The sequence below is a fragment of the Bacteroidota bacterium genome (assembly GCA_016718825.1).
Lineage (GTDB): Bacteria > Bacteroidota > Bacteroidia > J057 > JADKCL01 > JADKCL01.
The window spans coordinates 95,863-115,612 of record JADKCL010000024.1 but is presented as its reverse complement, the minus strand read 5'-3'; the positions used below and the strand labels follow the sequence as shown (position 1 = coordinate 115,612).

At 52.2% G+C, this 19,750-nt stretch carries 8 protein-coding genes; 5 read left to right on the top strand and 3 right to left on the bottom strand.

Annotated features, from left to right (window positions below; genetic code table 11):
* Nucleotides 1-59: 59 nt before the first annotated feature.
* Nucleotides 60-368, bottom strand: a complete 309-nt coding sequence (locus IPN95_21745; GenBank protein ID MBK9451991.1) for a hypothetical protein — start codon at nucleotides 366-368, stop codon at nucleotides 60-62.
* A gap of 338 nt (nucleotides 369-706) precedes the next feature.
* Between IPN95_21745 and IPN95_21740 the strand changes: the two genes are divergently transcribed.
* Nucleotides 707-1,030: a hypothetical protein gene (locus IPN95_21740; GenBank protein MBK9451990.1), complete on the top strand. Its 324-nt coding sequence runs from the start codon at nucleotides 707-709 to the stop codon at nucleotides 1,028-1,030.
* A 202-nt stretch (nucleotides 1,031-1,232) separates the two neighbouring features.
* Here IPN95_21740 and IPN95_21735 read toward each other — a convergent pair whose 3' ends face one another.
* Together IPN95_21735 and IPN95_21730 are read right to left on the bottom strand one after the other, a co-directional pair.
* The gene (locus IPN95_21735) at nucleotides 1,233-2,189 is read right to left on the bottom strand and encodes an aldo/keto reductase (GenBank protein ID MBK9451989.1); all 957 of its coding nucleotides are present in this window, start codon (nucleotides 2,187-2,189) and stop codon (nucleotides 1,233-1,235) included.
* A 186-nt stretch (nucleotides 2,190-2,375) separates the two neighbouring features.
* A complete protein-coding gene (locus IPN95_21730) occupies nucleotides 2,376-4,262 on the bottom strand; it encodes an SBBP repeat-containing protein (GenBank protein MBK9451988.1) in 1,887 nt (628 codons plus the stop codon).
* A gap of 267 nt (nucleotides 4,263-4,529) precedes the next feature.
* On the opposite strand from IPN95_21730, the gene IPN95_21725 reads away from it, so the two are divergent.
* The 4 genes from IPN95_21725 to IPN95_21710 all read left to right on the top strand — a co-directional run bounded on the left by IPN95_21725 (nucleotide 4,530) and on the right by IPN95_21710 (nucleotide 19,645).
* Nucleotides 4,530-6,530 (top strand): tetratricopeptide repeat protein, encoded by a 2,001-nt coding sequence (locus tag IPN95_21725; GenBank protein ID MBK9451987.1) that lies wholly within the window; start codon nucleotides 4,530-4,532, stop codon nucleotides 6,528-6,530.
* A gap of 9 nt (nucleotides 6,531-6,539) precedes the next feature.
* Nucleotides 6,540-7,292: a response regulator transcription factor gene (locus IPN95_21720; protein ID MBK9451986.1), complete on the top strand. Its 753-nt coding sequence runs from the start codon at nucleotides 6,540-6,542 to the stop codon at nucleotides 7,290-7,292.
* 330 nt (nucleotides 7,293-7,622) lie between these two features.
* The gene (locus IPN95_21715; GenBank protein ID MBK9451985.1) at nucleotides 7,623-15,521 is read left to right on the top strand and encodes a hypothetical protein; all 7,899 of its coding nucleotides are present in this window, start codon (nucleotides 7,623-7,625) and stop codon (nucleotides 15,519-15,521) included.
* Nucleotides 15,494-19,645, top strand: a complete 4,152-nt coding sequence (locus tag IPN95_21710; GenBank protein ID MBK9451984.1) for a T9SS type A sorting domain-containing protein — start codon at nucleotides 15,494-15,496, stop codon at nucleotides 19,643-19,645. The genes IPN95_21715 and IPN95_21710 overlap by 28 nt, the downstream gene beginning before the upstream one ends.
* The last annotated feature ends 105 nt before the right edge of the window (nucleotides 19,646-19,750 follow it).

Sequence of the window (19,750 nt, the reverse complement as noted above, 5' to 3'; positions counted from 1 at the left end):
CTTGTTCACTTGCATATTGCGCTGGTTGATTGTCGCAATTTAGATCGATTTACCCTGCGTCACACCTCCACTTCCACCGCATCATCAATCTGAATCCGCTTCGTCCATTCATTGTTGTCCAATTTCAGGAAGACATTCTTGAAGTCGGCAATCGAATTGGAAATGTCAACATCAAGTACTTCGGTTTCAAACTGATAGCCTTCGCCAAAGACATGAATCTTTTTCCCTTCGTATTGGGACTTTACATCCGGAATCGGGGTGTTCCTCCACTGATCCCGAAGTTCATCACTGCGCGTGTAAAGACCGATGACGAGATGGCCATCAGGCAATTCAAATATGTCACCAACATTCAACCTTTGCCGCGCCATTGCTGATCTGAAATATCGTCTAAGATAGGCCCTGCCACGTGATTTGGCAAACTGCTGAGGGCACTTTCGGACTTTGTGTGTGCATTAGGATGATGGCAAATTCTTCAGCAGCAACGGAAAACAAGGGCAGATTGGCATTGGCCAATAGGAGGGAGGGCATCATTTGCAATTGCACCCCATTCCCCACCTTGCAATTCCCGCGACCTTTTGTAACTTCATGGCCGCACAGTTGATGAACCATTGGGCAAGCCGGGAGGTGCATTCCTTTTCCCTTGTTGTGCTTTGGTCGGAAGTTGGCGCATTTACCTCAAGTGAAACCTCTTTAACTGGATAATACCATGCTAGGACTCATTCTACTTTACTTTATTGGCAAGAGATTCTACGATTTGGCCAACACTTACGAAAAAAGCCCCTGGCCATTTGCCATTTTGGGGGTCGTGACCTATTACGCAGGCACCTTTTTGTTTGGCATTTTGCTCGGCATCACCCTCGAAATCTTCAGCCCGGGCACGCTCGACGACATGAACGACTTCGTGGTGGGTTTGATCGCGATGCCTTTCGGAATCCTCTGTTCCGTGGGACTCTTTTATCTCCTCCGCCGGATTTGGGAAGGGCAGCGCGTGGATGCCGTTGCGAGCATGGGCCCCAAAGACAATTTCTGAGGCTGCCAAGGGGATGATTTTGCCGCTTGGCTGCGCTAGGTGGAGGTCATGGAGCGCGCGATCCGTTCGGATCTCAGTTCCAATTGGCCTTGTTTTGCGTTTCAGGTAGATCAGGGCAGGACGGGAGCAGCATCAATGATGAAGGTCCCGATTGCGCTTGGATCAAATTCTGCGATGATGGAAAACGCCCTCTTTGCCCCGTTCAATGCCGCGCGCCCCGACCGTCGTCGCAGTACATTCCTGCAATGATCGCCAAATCGGCGGCTGTCAATTCCACGTTGTAGGCACCCAGATTCTCTTCCAAGCGATGGACCTTCCTGGTTCCGGGAATCGTCGTGATTTCATCGTTTTGAGTCAGGATCCAAGCGAGGGCCACTTGTGCGGTGGTCACGCCCTTGTTTTGGGCTATCTCCCGGATCACCTCGACAAATTTCAGATTTTCCTGGATGGCCTCGTCGGTAAAACGAGGATTGACTAGTCGGAAATCCCCTTGCTCAAAATCAGCACGGCTCTGAATTGCACCGCTTAAAAAGCCGCGTCCCAAGGGGCTGTAGGCGACAAAGGTGATGCCCAATTCGCGGCAGACCGCCAACAATTCTTGTTCCGGCTCACGGCTCCACAACGAATATTCCGTTTGCAGGGCCGAAATCGGATGCACGGCATGCGCTCGGCGCAACGTTTCCGGATCTACCTCAGAAAGACCGATGTACTTCACCTTTCCCTGCTTGACGAGCTCAGCCATGGTGCCCACGATTTCTTCGATCTCTACCTGCGGATCTTTGCGGTGCATGTAATACAAATCGATCGCCTCGACGCCCAATCGTTGCAGACTTTGGTCGCAAGCCTGCCGAATGTAATCCGGCTTTCCATTCACTCCCAGGAATTCGCCATTGGGCCCACGCATGACGGCAAATTTGGTCGCCAAACAGAGCTGATTCCAGCGCCCTTTGAAGGCCTTTCCCAAGAGTTGTTCATTGGCGCCGCTGCCATACATGTCTGCCGTATCAAAAAAGTTGACGCCCAAGTCGATGGCCTTGTGCAGGGTGTGAATGGATTCGGCCTCGTCAAAGGATCCATAAAACTCCGACATGCCCATGCAGCCTAGGCCGATACGATGAATACTCACGGTACTGTGACCGAGCGTCGTGCTTTTTTTCATACTCTCTTCCGATCGTTCTTTGGACAAATATCAGAAGATTGGGAACGCGATACCCATTTCTTGCATCTATTTTTTACCATGACTGCCTCGCGCGATGGAGGAGCAATCTTGTGTGCAAACAAGGCAGCCAATGTTGTAAAATTCGGACTTGCTGCTCTTCGAAGAACAAAAATGCCGATTCGCCGCTTAACGCTTCATAAACCGTGCATTTTTCATTCCCGACGCCGTCTGAATGCGCAGCACATAAACACCTTGCGGCAGCGCCGCGACCGAAAAACGATGGGTGGTTTCCATTTGTACCACAGCCCCCAACATGTTGGTGAGGGTAATGGATTCAATGACTTCCAGCGATTGGATATTCAGGGTTTCCGTTGCGGGATTGGGGTAAACCTGAATGGCAGCGGCTGCCAAGGCATCGTCTGTCTGCGTGATCGTGACCGTCGTGCAGGTGGATGTGTCCGCGCAAGTGCCTTGGCTCACGATCACAGCGTAGTTGCCGCTTGCATTCGGCGTAAAGCTCTGACCATTCGCGCCTGAAACCGGGGCAAACAGGTTGCAATCCATCCATTGGTAGGAGGCGCCTGGTTGGTTGGCAGAGAGCGTATTGCCGCTTACTGTCACGCTGGTATTCAGAAGACAATTCCCGATTTTCTGAACAAAAGAATCAAAATTACCCATCGAGGTCAATGTCAGTGTCCCTGCGCCGGGGTCAAAATCTGCGGAATCGCCAAAAGTCCCCGTGGTGTAAATACTGCTGGTTGCATCCACGAAGATCGATTCGCCACGATCGGTTGTGCTACTGCCCATTTGCCAGACGTTCATGAATCCGCCGGCGCTGTCAAGGTTCAGGATGAAAACGTCCATGTTGCCCACTGCAGTCAAGGTCGTGGTGCCTGCACCGGGATCAAAATCCCCATTGCCCATAAATCCACCTGTAATGTAAACTTCGCTGTTGGCATTGACCGCTATGGCATTGCCGTAGCCAAAGCCGGAGGTGGGTAGGACTTTGGCCCAAGCATAATCCCCATTGGCATTCAATTTTGAAACGAAAATCACACCAATGCCACTTCCCATGTAAAGTGAATTTGGACCCGGGTCCATATCGACGCTGCTGTTGATATAGCCAGTCGTATAGACATTGAGATCGGCATCCAGGGCAATTCCTTGGCCATAATAGTCCCCGGCACCACCCTCAAAATGTTTGGCCCATACGAAGTTGCCCGAGGCGTCCAGTTTGGATATAAAAACTTCACTGCCAAATGAATACAAGTCAAAGGCGGGGCCATTCGGATCAAAATCGACGCTGTCTTTGAAGCCTCCCGTGGTATAGACGTTTCCAACATCATCGAGTTCCAAATCGTAAACTTCGTCCCTGTCGATGCCTCCAAAGCTTTTTGCCCAAACGAAATTGCCGGAAGCATCGAGTTTTGAGATGAAAATATCAATATTTCCGTTGGAAACGAGCTGAAAGGTAGCAACACCTGGATCAAAGTCCACGGTATCCACAAAGTATCCCGCCGTGTAGATATTGCCCAAGGGATCGATTTTGATGCGTTTTCCTACACTTTCGCCACCTGATAATCCATTGGTAATGAAATTTTTGGCCCAAACGAATTCGCCTGCAGCATCCAGCTTCAAAACAAAAATTTGCGCACCGTATGCGGATGTCATATTAAAAGTTCCGGCTCCCGGGTCAAAGTCCCCGGTACCTGCAAACTGGCCTGTGACATAGACATTGTTGTTTTGGTCAAGGTCGATGCCCCAAGCCCAAGTCTGGCTGTTGGTTTGGACTTTTTTTGCCCAGACAAAGTTGCCGACAGCATCCAATTTGGAAATATAGGATGCTCCCAAGGTACCATTGGATGTCATGTGATAAACGCCCACTCCGGGATCAAAATCCGTGGTATCGTAGAAATAGCCGGTGGAATAGACATTGCCATCACCATCCACGACAACCGAGGTGCCTTTCTGCGAACTGATACCCCCCAATTGTTTCGCCCATTGAAACGTCTGCGCCTTCGCAGCGGAAAGTCCAAAAAGGGCAACAAAGAAAAACGTAAATGTGATTCTCATACAAATTATAGATCGATATTCAGGGCAAGGATATCGGAATTGGATGCGAATGTGGTGCAGAAGTTCAGGAATGGTCGGGATTGTTCAGGAATGGACGGGTGTTTCCCGGATGCTCAAACAATGCGCCCGCTTACGGCATCAACACCACCAAATACTAAACCTTGTTTGGCTTGACCCAATGCAGGAGTTTCATTTGTTTTGCAGGATGCGGTCTGTCGGCCGTCTTTTGGCCTGCGCGGTAGCAGTTTTGAATTTCGAATCCCCTCGATGAAAACCCCCTTCGCTTGGACGCGGAAAATGCGGTTGTTGCCTTTTGGCAGCAGCGGGTTTGGTCGTTTGCTGCTCATGATGGTGCTGCTTTGGGTTGGTCATTCAAAGGTAAAGGGGCAGGATCAGCATTACCTTGACAGCCTCAAACAGGCCGTGACCCGATTGCCCGCGGATACCAACACCGTGCTTGGCCTCAAGAAAATCGCCAATTACCTTCGCTACGAAGACGCGGAGCAGGCAATCCTCTATGCCAAACGGGCCTTGGAATTGTCGATTCGGCTGGATTACAAACGTGGAATCGCAAGCAGCTATCAAGTGGTCGGGCAATGTTATTTGCTCGAAAGCAAGTTGGACAGCGCCTTGGAATGCTTCAAACTCGGTGGTATTGAAGCTGCGAATGCGGGTTTGCGCAAGTCGTTGTTTCAGGCTTTTTTGAATGCCGGCATCGTTTACGAAATCCAGGGCGACTATCTGAATTCGGTCAGGGTGCAATTGAAAGCGCTGGATATGGCGCAGCAGGACCAAATTGGCAGCGATATCCGCGACTGCGAATACAACCTTGGCATCACCTATTTCAAGATCGGCAGTTACGATTCGGCAATGACCTATTTCCAACATTCGAGTGCCCTGCATTTCGAGGCGGGGGATTTGGCCAACTATGCCGCCGCCGAGGACGCCATCGGAAACGTCTATTTGCATCAGCACCAATGCGACAAGGCCAAACAACATTACCGCACAGCCATCGAAACCGCGAAGGCACTGGAATCAGGTGGTAACCTTTCGCCCAAGTACCTGAACCTCGGGAGCGCTTATTTTTGTGAGAAGGACTATGCCAACTCGATTGCCATGAGCGAAAAGGCCAAGGAATTGGCGATTGTATCAGGGCAGCCCGGCGTGGTGGCAGACTGTTACAACAATCTGGGAAACGCCTACCGCGCCAATGGCAACCTGGACCTCGCACTGGAAAATAGCCTGCGCGCAGTGGAATTGGGGAAATCGATCGACCGCCCGGAAACGGTGTTGGAATCGTTGGGGAATCTTGTGGAAGTGTACATTCTGAAGGGAATGGCCGACGAGGCACTGCAGTACAATCAGGCGCTCCGTGAATTGCAGGATTCGCTACAATTGGACAAAGCGACGTCGGAAATTTCGCGGTTGCGGGTGGAGTTTGAAGTGGAGCAAAATGCGCAGAAGCTGCTCTTGCTGCAAGAACGGACCGCGAATGCAGAGTCCAAGGCCGAAAAAAGTGCTTTGTGGTTGATCGTGTTTGCGACCTCGGCGATCGCCTTGTTGTTGATTTTGGCCGTGATTGCCCTTTTTCAATATTTCCGTAAGCGCAACGCCGAGCTGAAGATGGCCCAAGAAGCCGCCGAATTCAACCTCAAAAAGCGGGCATTGGAGCAACGGGCGCTCCGGGCGCAGATGAATCCGCATTTTATCTTCAACAGCCTCAATTCCATTCAAAGGCTGTATGTCGAGGGCGACTTGGACCGCGCCGGCGATTATATGAGCGATTTTGCGACCATTTTGCGCAAAATTCTGGACCATAGCGGGAGTGAAAGCATCTCCCTCGCCGCCGAATTGGAGACGCTGCAACTTTATCTGCGGTTGGAGGAGGCCCGGTTGGAAGGCCAATTGGACCACGAAATCACGGTAGATGAAGACATTGACATCCACAACACCCATTTGCCACCCTTGATTTTGCAGCCCTTTGTCGAAAATGCCATTTGGCACGGGATTTTGCCCTCGGCAGGCAAAGGGAAAGTCGGCATTCACCTGAAGATGGGCGAACAGGACAATACCTTGATTTGCACCGTGGTCGACGACGGCATTGGGATTGAAACTTCGCGCAGCACCAAAGCCAATTCGATCGGCCACGAAAGCAAGGGCATGAAAATCACCCTCGAACGCTTGGGAAGTGAAGGGGAGGTGCTCGCCGAACAATTGCCGGAGGGCGGCACAAGGATCACATTAAGAATCCCCGTATCTTACCATTAAGGAAGGAATATGCTCAGGGCAGTCATCATCGACGACGAAAAAAATGCCAGGTTTCTGCTCAGCGACCTGTTGACCCGCCATTTTGCGGATCGTGTGAGTATCGTTGGCGAGGCCAATGACGTGGATACGGGCTTGGTGGCGATCGAGAAATATCAGCCGGATGTCGTTTTCCTGGACATCAAAATGCAGAAGGGCACTGGATTTGACCTGCTGCAAGCCTTGCCCGCGATTGATTTTGAGGTGGTGTTTGTCACCGCCTACGACAATTTTGCCATCAAGGCATTTGATTTTGCGGCGATCGGCTATTTGCTCAAGCCTGTGAAGTCCGTGGACCTGCGCAACGTGATCGAGCGCATCGAGAAGGAATCGCGGCGCACCAAGGAAGCGACCGAGCAACGGGTGAAGGTATTGATCGACAATTACAGCGATCAGCCGGGCAAGCTCAAGCGCATCGTGATCAGCAACATGGAAGGCTTCAAGGTCGTGAACATGGAAGATATCATTCGACTGGAAGCCTCGAGCAACTATACGACGTTCATCTTGAGCCATGACCGAAAGATCGTGGTGTCCAAGACCTTGGGCGAATACGAAGAACTGCTCAATGACCATGGATTTTTCCGCATTCACCAAAGCCATATTGCCAACCTGCGCCATGTGGAAGCCTACCACAAAACCGACGGCGGGCAAGTGCAAATGTCTGACGGGGCGCTGCTTACCATCAGCCGAAACCGCAAGGCTTCGTTCATGCGGCGCTTTTTTTGAGGAGCTTCCTTCGAATGCATTTCCGGATGCTAGATGGGTCGGTGCATCTACGCGACAAATAGCCCCAATCACTCATTCATCTGACAGGATCAAAATTCCGTCTGCAAGCTTTACGAAGGTAGCTTGAGGTAGGTCATGGCCTGCCTTGTGGTATCTCCGAGGGTTGGGGATAAGATTTCTCCTGAAATCTTCGGATGCAAGTGGTTGAATTCGAAGGATCGTCTTAGCTTTGCGCCGCCTTTTGGGGCAGGTGCAAGCCAATGACACCAACGGAATAATGTACGGGACTTCGGTTCTTTTTTGGGTGTTTACCCCTCTATGATCAGAATTATGCGGAATTTTCACACGTTTTTGCTCGCGACTTTCCTATTGGTCTTTGCCGGATCCTTGTCTGCGCAGACGATCACGATCACTTCACCCAACGGCGGTGAAAGTTGGAACGGCTGTACTGCCCGAAACATTACCTGGAGCATGTCAGGTATCGGCAGTCCCTACTTTGACATCGACTATTCGCCCGACAACGGCTCCAACTGGGTGGCTGTCGCGAGTAATTACTTTTCGCCGGGCGGCACCTATTCTTGGACCCTCCCCAACATCACGTCGAGCAGCTTTTTGGTGCGGGTCAAGCTCAGTTCCAACGGCGCGATTGTGGACGTGAGTAACTCCACCTTCACGGTCACCGGGCCGCTCATTTTGACATCGCCCAACGGCGGTCAAAGTTGGGTTACCGGTACAGTGCAAACCATTACTTGGACGCCCAACGGTACGAGCAACAACTATAACATCGAGTATAGCACGAACAATGGGGCATCATGGCTTACCATCGTGAATCCGCTCAGCACCACAGGCAATACCTACAACTGGACAATCCCGAACACGCCGAGCAACACCTGCCTTGTCCGTGTCAGCGACAACGGTGACCCCACTTGCAAGGTGGATGTGAGCGACAACGTATTTTACATCCTCTCCTCCATCACTGTGCAGCAACCCAACGGTGGGCAAAACTGGACTGCCACGGTGGGATCTCAAGGCGTGTCGGTGAACATGGACAACGTAAACTTGACCGCCAATACGGGCAATTTTTACGACAATGGCGGCTCCGGCGGCAACTATACCTCCGGTGCAGTGCTGACGAAGACCTTCACACCCGACGTCGGCACCAACAAGTTGCGCATCAACTTCAACAGCTTTGCCACCTACAATTCCAGTGACGTCCTCCGCATTTACAACGGCCCCTCGATCGCATCTCCATTGGTCGGCGCGTATAGCGGTAGCACCCTTCCACCATCGTTCACGTCTACGCACGCTACAGGCGCGCTGACCTTCACATGGACTACCGGTTCTGGCAACACAGCCGCTGGTTGGGACGCCTATTTTGTAAGTGTCGGAACGCCGACACAAAACCTGAACTGGTCCATCGTCGGTACAAGCGGAAAATTCAACCTCGACTACAGTACCAACAATGGCACGAGTTGGATCCGGATCGTCTCCGGGCTTCCTTCCTCCACCGGCACTTTCCCTTGGAGCATTCCCAACACGCCCAGTACGAACTGCCTTGTCAAGGTTTCTGATGCTGCCAATGGCGGGATCGTGGACCAAAGCGATGCCGTTTTTACCATTGGCCCCGCGAATCCATTGCTGCTTGCACCGAATGGCGGTCAAACGTGGTATGCAGGAACCGTGCAGAGCATCACATGGGTTCCGGCATTCTTCACTGGCGCCAATGTGAAACTCGAATACAGCATCGACAATGGTGCGACTTGGATCAACATCGTCAGCAGTACGCCGAATGCATCCGGTACTTTTGCCTGGACATTGCCCAACAACCCGAGCACCACGGCGCGTGTCCGCGTGAGCGACGCCCTCCTGTCCACAAGCAATGACATGAGCGACGCCGTATTCACGATCGGGCCACATGTAACGGTGACCTCTCCAAACGGCGGACAGAACTGGACCGGCTGTAGCACGCAAAATATCGTATGGAACCATGGTGGTACCACAGGCATATTCGATATTGACTTCAGTACGGACAATGGAACGACATGGAGCGTTATTGCCAATAATTACAATGCGGGTTCAGCTGGGCCAACCTCTTCTTATCCTTGGCAGGTGCCCAATATCGGTACACTACAAGGGCTGATCCGTGTGCGGGATGACGGTGACGTGCTCAAGACGGATGTGAGCAATGCCGTTTTCACCACAACACAGACCACAAACATCGTCCTGCTCTCTCCCAACGGCAATGAGAACTGGGTAACGGGTACAACACAGGCAATCACCTATTCGGTGGGCGGCGGTGTCACCACGGTCTATCTGGAATACAGCACCGACAACGGCACCTCTTGGAATACCATCATCGGAAGCACATCGGGTGGCGTGTATAACTGGGTGATTCCTAACACACCCAGCAACGTTTGCTTGGTTCGTGCCACAGATACCGGCAACGCTTGCAACAGTGATCAGAGCAACAGCAACTTTGCAATCGTCTCTCAAGTGACGGTCACCGCTCCGAATGGTGGCGAAATATGGCAGGCAACAGTCGGCAACCAAGGATTGAGCTATAACATGGACAACGTGCCTGTGACACTCAATACCGGCAACTTCTATGATGGAGGAGGCATCGGCGGAAGCTATCTTTACAATGGCGGTACGACTTATACGAAGACCTTCACGCCTGACATTCCAACGAATAAGCTGAGAGTGACCTTCACAGCATTCAATACCTACAGCAGCTATGATCAGTTGAAAGTCTATAACGGACCTAGCAACCTGTCTCCACTCATCGGCACCTATTCTGGCACGAGCATTCCACCCACTTACACTGCGACGAATGCCACAGGTCAGTTGACTTTTGAATTCCGCAATACCAGCGGGTCGACGACATACCCGGGCTGGGAGGCCTATCTGACAAGCGTAGGAACTGCCACCCAAAACGTGACTTGGACCATTGTCGGCACTTCCCAGAAGTTCAATCTGGAATACAGTACCAACACGGGGACAAGTTGGACGCGAATCCTCACAAATTATCCATCCACCAATGGCCTTTTTGCATGGTCTGTCCCCAATACACCGAGCACACAGTGCCGGTTCAGGGTGGTAGACTATAACAACAATGCAATTGTGGATCAAAGCGATGCCAACTTTACCATCGGGCAAGCCTCTGAATTGTTGCTGGCACCGAATGGCGGGGAAAATTGGTATGCAGGGACCGTGCAGAACATCACTTGGGTGAGCATGTTCAACCCGAGTCTGAACGCAAAGCTGGAATACACCACCGACAACGGCACCTCTTGGACGACGATTACGAACTCGACACCCAATACAGGTTCGTATGCGTGGACGCTGCCCAATACCCCGACCACGCAAGCGAGGGTGCGTATCAGTGATGCGATCACATCGACCATCAACGACCAAAGCAATGCGGTGTTCAACATTCGTCCTTATGTTACGGTATCATCGCCCAACGGAGGACAAACCCTTGCAGGCTGTTCTATCGTGACCTTGTCATGGTTGCATGGTGGCACCACTGGGTTGTTTGACGTCTTTTACAGCCTGGACAATGGCGCGACATGGGTGCAGATAGCCAACAACGTCAATTCAGGCGCTGGACCAAACGGTTCTGTTTCGTGGCAGGTGCCCAACACATCCTCCTCACAGGCACTTGTGCGGGTAACGGATGACGGCGATCCGCTCAAGACGGACAATAGTGATGCGACGTTTACCATCACGCCCACCAATTACGTCACGGTGTTTTCTCCGAATGGAAATGAAGCTTGGATAGCCAATAGCAGCCGTGCGATTACCTACAGCGTATCCGGCCCGGTGACCAACGTGGCCATTGAGTACAGCACAAACAACGGCACGTCCTGGAATACCATCACCAGCAGCACAAGCGGTGGCACTTATATCTGGACAGTACCCAACATCAATTCGACGCAGGCATTGATCAGGGTTTCCGATGCCTCCAACGCATGTATTGCTGATGAGAGCAACGCGGTGTTTTATATGATCTCAACCGTAGCCGTTACCGCTCCCAATGGTGGAGAAGTCTGGCCGGCGACTGTGGGTGCGCAAGGACTCGTGCACCAGATGGACAACGTGCCTGTCACACTCAACACGGGTAATTTTTACGATGGAGGTGGCTTCCTCGGCTCCTATGCTTACAATGGTGGTGCGACCTATACGAAGACCTTCACGCCTGATATCCCAACCAATAAGCTGCGGGTGACTTTCACGGCCTTCAATACTTACAGCAGCTATGACCAGTTGAAAGTCTTCAACGGACCCAGCAACCTTTCTCCGCTGATTGGCACATACTCCGGCACGTCCATTCCACCATCTTATACCGCGACCAATCCCACAGGTCAGTTGACCTTTGAATTCCGGAATACCAGCGGCTCTACTACTTATCCAGGCTGGGAAGCCTATCTTACAAGCGTAGGAACTCCCACCCGTAGCGTGAATTGGAACATTACGGGTACTTCTCTGAACTACAATTTGGATTACACCACTAACAATGGGACTTCTTGGACACGCATCCTGACCAAATACCCTTCCTCAATCGGGACATTTGCGTGGCAGGTACCCAATACGCCAAGTACAAACTGCCTGTTTAGAGTCATGGATTTTGATAACAATGCGATCGTAGACCAGAGCGATGCGACGTTTACGATCGGATCTGCCTTGCCGGTATTGCTGACCCCCAATGGTGGGCAGACATGGTATGCGGGTACCTCCCAAGCCATCACTTGGGTCTCGATGTTCATGCCAAGCCCGACGGTCAAATTTGAATACAGCATCGACAATGGCGCCACTTGGCTGCTGATCACAAACAGTGCTCCCAATACGGGTTCTTACAACTGGACGATCCCCAACAACCCGAGCACCACGGCCAGGGTTCGCATCAGCGATACCGCCAACAACACCATCAATGACGTCAGTGATGCAGTCTTCACAATCGCCCCTCATGTTACAGTGACTGCCCCAAATGGTGGGCAGAACTTGCTGGGATGTAACGTTCAAAGCATTTCATGGGCGCATGGTGGCACCACGGGACTTTTTAAGATAGAACTCAGCACGGACAACGGTACTTCATGGTCCACGATATCAGCCAGTTATAACGGTGGCGCAGGTCCGAATTCTTCCCTCAGTTGGGTTGTACCAAACATTACAACCACCCAAGGATTGATTCGTGTATCAGATGCTGGCGATCCGCTGAAAACAGATGTAAGCAACGCCACATTCAATATCAGCCAGACGAGCAATGTACAATTGCTTTCACCCAATGGGGCGGAAGTGTGGGTAGCCAACACGGTCCAAAACGTCACATATACCGTTTCTGGCGGCGTGACCGCTGTGGATCTGGAATACAGCACAGACAATGGCACGAGCTGGAATACCATTGTCAATAGTACATCGGGTGGTGCTTATGCTTGGACCATCCCTAACGTGAACAGTGCACAATCACTGGTAAGGGTTTCAGATGCCTCCAACTCGTGCAACTCCGACATGAGCAACGCGGTGTTCAGCTTGGTATCGCAAATCGCGATCACCAACCCTAACGGCGGGCAGACGTGGCCGGCCACTGTCGGTAGCCAAGGACTCACATATTCGATGGACAACACCCCAGTGACGTTGAACACAGGCAACTTCTATGACGGAGGTGGACTCCTCGGAAGCTACCTCTACAATGGTGGTGCGACTTATACGAAGACCTTCACGCCTGACATTCCAACGAATAAGCTGCGGGTGACGTTCACGGCTTTCAATACTTACAGCAGCTATGACCAACTGAAAGTCTTCAACGGGCCCAGCAACCTTTCTCCGCTGATCGGCACCTATTCCGGCACGAGCATTCCACCTGCTTTCACGGCGACGAATGGCACTGGTCAGTTGACCTTCGAATTCCGCAATACCAGCGGGTCGACCACCTACCCGGGCTGGGAAGCCTACATCACAAGTGTCGGAACACCGACACAGAATGTGACTTGGAACATCATCGGGACTTCGCAGAAATTCAACATGGAGTACACCACCAACAACGGCACAAGCTGGACAAGGATATTGACGAACTATCCTTCCACACTTGGTTCGTTTGCATGGTCGGTACCCAATACGCCAAGCACCAATTGCAAATGGAAGGTGATTGACTACAATAACAACGCCATCGTTGACCAGAGTGATGCCACATTCACCATCGGAGCAGCTTTGCCGGTGCTGTTGGCACCAAATGGTGGACAAACATGGTATGCTGGCACCACCCAAAATATCACTTGGATATCGATGTTCATGCCGAGTCCGACGGTGAAGCTGGAAGTGACGACAGACAATGGAACGACGTGGACGACGATCACGAATAGCACCCCTAACACGGGCAGTTATGCATGGACACTGCCCAATACCCCGAGTACGACATGCAAGGTGCGCATCAGCGACACCTCTAACAGCACGATCAACGACGTCAGCGATGCCAATTTCACGATTGCCCCACACGTCACGGTGACTTCACCGAATGGTGGCGAAAACTGGCTGGTCTGTGCAAACCGCGTCATCACTTGGACACATGGAGGAACCACTGGACTGTTTAACATCAGCGGCTCCACGGACAACGGCGCAACATGGTTTGCCATTGCGAACAACTACAACGGTGGCGCAGGTCCTAGCGGATCGATCGCATGGCCTGTTCCCAACGCCAATTCCGCACAGTGCCTTGTCAGGGTCACGGACGCAGGCGACCCCTTGAAAACCGATCAGAGCAATGCGGTGTTTACAATTACGCCTACCAACAACGTGACCTTGCTCACGCCCAACGGTGGCGAAGCATGGGTGGCTGGCACCGTCCGGTCGATTACTTATTCCTTGAGTGGCGGTGTCACGACTGTAGATTTGGAATACAGCACAGACAACGGCGTCACCTGGAACACGATTGTCAGTGGCAATACCGGTGGCGTTTATAACTGGACGGTTCCAAATGTGAATTCCAACGTTGCTTTGGTGCGTGCGGTTGATTCGAGCAACCCTTGCAACAATGATGCAAGCAACGGCAACCTCTACCTGATTTCGACCATCCAAGTCACCGCACCCAATGGCGGGGAAATCTGGCAGGCGACGGTCGGAACGCAAGGACTCACTTACTTGATGGACAATACGCCGGTGACTTTGAACACAGGAAACTTCTATGATGGAGGTGGCCTCCTCGGCAGCTATCTTTACAATAGTGGGACGACCTACACGAAGACCTTCACCCCCGATATTCCTACGAATAAGCTGAGGGTCACCTTTACGGCATTCAACACTTACAGCAGCTATGATCAGTTGAAAGTCTTCAATGGCCCGAACAACTTGTCTCCACTCATCGGGACATATTCCGGCACGAGCATTCCGGCTACCTATACAGCGACGAACCCGACTGGTCAGTTGACCTTCGAATTCCGGAATACCAGCGGCTCTACCACCTACCCAGGCTGGGAAGCCTACATTACCAGCGTGGGCACCGCCACACGAAATGTGAATTGGAACATCACGGGTACATCGCAGGTATTTAATCTGGAGTATACCACGAACAACGGTTCTTCTTGGACACGCATCCTTTCGAAGTTCCCTTCTTCAACAGGAACATTCGCTTGGTCGGTCCCGAATACCCCGAGCACGAACTGCAGGTTCAAGGTCATGGACAATGGCAACAACGCCATCGTCGATCAAAGTGACTCAGTCTTCACAATCGGACAAGCTTCGCAGTTTGTCGTCACCCAATGGTGGCGAAATCTGGTATGCCGGCACAACCCAAATATCACTTGGGTGAGCATGTTTAACCCATCTCCCAACGTGAAGCTGGAGTACAGCATCGACAATGGCACTACTTGGGTTACGATCACCAACAGCACACCCAATACGGGAAGCTATGCTTGGACAATCCCGAATGCGCCGAGCACGACTGCCTTGGTACGCGTCAGCGACGCCAGCAACAACACATTTAACGATGTGAGCAATGCTGTCTTCACGCTCAGACCGCATGTTACGGTGACAGCCCCAAATGGCGGTCAAACGTTCAACGGCTGCGTAACCACCTCCCTTACTTGGGCGCATGGCGGTACCACGGGCTTGTTCAACATTGCCTACAGCTCGGACAATGGCACTACTGGGTACCCATTGCCAACAATTACAATGGTGGTGCTGGGCCGAACTCCAGCTTTTCATGGCAAGTGCCTAACATCTCCACCACGCAGATGATCGTAAGGGTAAGGGATGCAGGCGACACACTCAAAACAGACGTCAGCAATGCGGTCTTTACCGTCAATCAAACCACCAATGTGGTGGTCGTAGCGCCTAACGGCAACGAAAACTGGATTGCCGGAACTACGCAGAGCATCATGTACTCCGTTTCCGGGGGCGTGACAAACGTGAGTTTGGAATACAGCACCAATGGGGGCACCTCTTGGTCGACGATCGTTTCCTCGACTTCAGGCGGTTCTTACAGCTGGTTGATTCCGAATGTTTATTCTACGAATACGCTGGTGCGTGCAACGGATATTTCAGTTGCTTGCAACAGTGACGTGAGCGACGCGCCATTTACACTGACATCGAGCGTAACGGTCACCGTTCCCAATGGCGGAGAGGTCTTCCCTGCGACGGTGGGGCCACAAGGCAGTAACTGGGTGATGAACAACATTACCGAGACGATGAACACGGGCAATTTCTACGACGCCGGTGGCCCAACGGGGAACTACAGTTATTCGGGTTCCGTGATCGTGAAAACCTTCTACCCTGACGTTCCTGTGAACAAGTTGCGTGTCGCCTTCAACAGCTTCAGCACGTACAATTCGAGCGACTTCCTCCGTGTTTACAATGGTCCGAATATCTCTGCACCGGTTTTGGGTACCTACAGTGGTTCGACATTGCCTCCGACGCTCACTTCCACGCACAGCACTGGCGCGTTGACATTTGCCTTCACCACAGGGTCTGGGAACGTCGGCGCTGGCTGGGATGCGATGATTACGAGCATGGGTGGTACAGCAACGCAGAATGTAACCTGGAACATTATCGGAACTTCGCAGAAGTACAACATGGAGTACAGTACCAACAACGGTACGAGCTGGATCCGTATTCTCACGAATTATCCTTCAAGCACAGGCTCATTCCCTTGGCAAGTGCCGAATACGGTGAGTACCAACTGCCTCTTCAAAGTGATGGATTTCAGCAACAATGCCATCGTGGACCAAAGCAATTCGGTATTTACGATCGGCGAACCCACTCCTTTGTTGGCAGTGCCCAATGGCGGTGAAACTTGGTACTCGGGACAATCGCAGAACATTGTATGGTCTGCACCTAGTTTCCTCAATACCTTGGTCAAACTCGAATGGAGCTCTGACAACGGTGCAACGTGGAACCTGATCAATGCCAATGCGCCCAACAATGGAACGTACGCTTGGACAGTTCCCAATACCTTGGTGCCATTGCCCGTTTGTCTCGTGCGTGTGAGCGACTTTACGTTCAGCTACAAGTATGACATCAGCAATGCCGTCTTCCAGATTCGTCCACCGATCATGATCGTGTCGCCGAATGGTCCTTCAGGCTCGACATGGCGCGCTTGCACCTCGTCTTCGATTACTTGGACAGCAGGCGCCTCGGCCAACTACAAAATTGAGTTGAGCACCAACGCAGGTAGCACCTGGACGATTGTGAATGCCAACTATGCAAGTGGGTCAAGCAATGTGAACTATCCGTGGTCGATCCCCAATACACCAAGCACGCAATGTTTGGTCAAGGTCACCGACAATGCGAATCCGTTGTTTACCGACATCAGCGACAGCTTGTTCACGATCAGCCCAAGTATCCAAGTGACCTATCCTAACTTCGGAGCAACCATCCAAAGCGGATCGGTCACCAACATCACTTGGGTGAATTACAACGCATCCAACTTCTACAACATTGACTACACGACTGATGGAGGTTTGACTTGGACGAACATTGTGACCAATTACAATACTGGAACCTCCAGCTATGCTTGGACGGTTCCGGTGATCAACAGTACAAATTGTCGCGTACGAGTCACGGACTTCACATCGAGTTGTAAAAGCGACATTTCGGACTTTTCGTTCACGGTCCAGCCGACCGCGCCTCCTGTCACGATTGTAGCCCCCAATGGTGGTGAAAGTTGGGCTGGCTGCTCGACGCAAAACATCACTTGGACCACCAATGGTACAAGCACATTGTTTAACATCGAGTACTCCACCGACGGTGGCAATAGTTGGAATACGATCGTTACGAATTACAACACGGTCACCAATACCTACAGCTGGACTGTACCCAATATTGCCACCGGACAGGCATTGGTTCGCGTGACGGACGCTACAGCAAGCACGAAAGTGGATGTGAGCAACAACGTATTCACGATCACGCAGCCGGTCACGGCCGTGATCAACCCGACGGGAACGGTGAATATTTGTGCAGGCGCAACGGTGACACTCACCAGCAACAGCGCAACTGGAAACGTCTGGAGCACGGGCGCTACGACGCAATCGATCTCGGTGGGTAGCAGCGGCACTTATACGGTGACAGTGACCAACACGGGTTGCTCTGCGACCAGTTTGGCAACGACCGTGGTGGTAAATCCATTGCCGCCAACACCAACTATCACGGCGGGTGGATCGACAACGTTCTGCGCAGGTGGATCGGTGACGCTGACTTCAAGTGCGGCTTCGGGCAACTCGTGGTTGCCTGGTGGCCAAACGACACAGCAGATTTTGGTGACCGCTTCGGGAACCTATTCTGTGCAAGTCACCAATGCTGCGGGATGCTCAAGCACGAGCAACCCGACAACGGTGACTGTGAATGCGCTGCCAACCGCGCCGACTGCAAGCAGCAACAGCCCTGTGATTGTCGGTGGTACGATCAACTTGACGGCATCGACCGTGAGTGGTGCAACCTATGCTTGGACGGGCCCGAATGGATTTACCTCCACGGCACAAAATCCAACGATTTCCGGGGCTACTTTGATCATGGGCGGCACCTACACCGTGACCGCGACCGTCAATGGTTGTACGAGCACGGCCTCGACCACGCTCGTCAACGTTTCCAACGGCAGCGGCACCAGCCAATTGAGCGGTACGATCTTGCATCCAAATGGATTAAGCACGATTCGCACCACGACGGTTGCGCTGACCGGACCTACCAATGCCTCCATGGTGACGGGTACCAATGGTCAGTTCAACTTCGCAGGGTTGACCACGGGCGGCAACTACACGCTCACACCTACGAAAGCCAATGATACGGTCACCAACAATGGTGTCACGACTTTGGACCTTGTGTTGATGCAGCGTCACATTTTGAACATTGACACGTTGAATTCATCCTACAAGATTCTTGCGGGCGACGTGAACAACAGTTCGACTGTCACCACCTTGGACATTGTGCTTACACGTACGGTGATTTTGCAGACCAACTTGACCTTCCCCAGCGGCAGGTTGTGGTCCATGGTCGATGCCGGCTACGTATTCCCCAATCAGTACAGCCCATGGCCTTTCCCGTCCACGATCAACTATCCGGCGGTATCGACCCAGACCAATCAGAATTTCTACGGCATTAAGCTGGGAGACGTGAACTGGTCTTGGAATCCAAACACGGCCAAGACGGCGACGGTAGGGGAGCGGTATGTAAGCTTCGGAGACTTCTCCGGCCAAAAAGGTGACGAAATTTCGATTCCTGTCATGGTCGAGGACTTCCAGGCCATTGCCGGCTATCAGTTCACGATCAATTGGGATCCATCGGTTCTGCAATTGGTTGGCGAGGAAGGCATGGCAACCGAGGCATTCTTTGGCGAATCCAAAATCGATCAGGGTGCATTGATGGTGTCGTGGAATGAGCCAAATGGCGATTTCATCACCTTGCCAGACGGTGGAACGCTGTTTAACCTGCGTTTCAAAGTCGTCGGCGAGGCTGGTACTTCGACGGCCATCACCGCCACAAGCAACAGCGTGGCTGCCGAGGCTTACAACTTGAATTTGGAGGTCTTGGAGATCAAATCCCGCGACGGTCAGTTCAAGGTCGCCGGCGACCAAGGTGCGCAAGCAGGCGGCGCGGCGGTACAATGGTATCCAAGCTTCCCCAATCCGTTTTCCAAGGAGACGACCATTCGCTTTGATCTTCCCGAAACCCGTCAGATGCAGTTTACCATCAGCGACTTGCGTGGCACAGTGGTGAATCAGTTTGGCGGCGTATTTGAGCAAGGCATGCATGAAGTGAAGTGGGACGGCACGTCGACCAACGGAAAGCAGCTTGCTGCGGGAACGTATGTCATGCGCATCGAGGCAGGGAGCGAATCCCATTCTTACCGTCTTGTTTACATCCGCGAATAATCCCGCGTGACGCGTATGCAAGCGGCATTGAGCGCAATTCAAGATTGTTGTTCAGTCCTCTCCAAGGCTTTGGAGGGGACTGACAACGATTCCTCTTCAATTCAA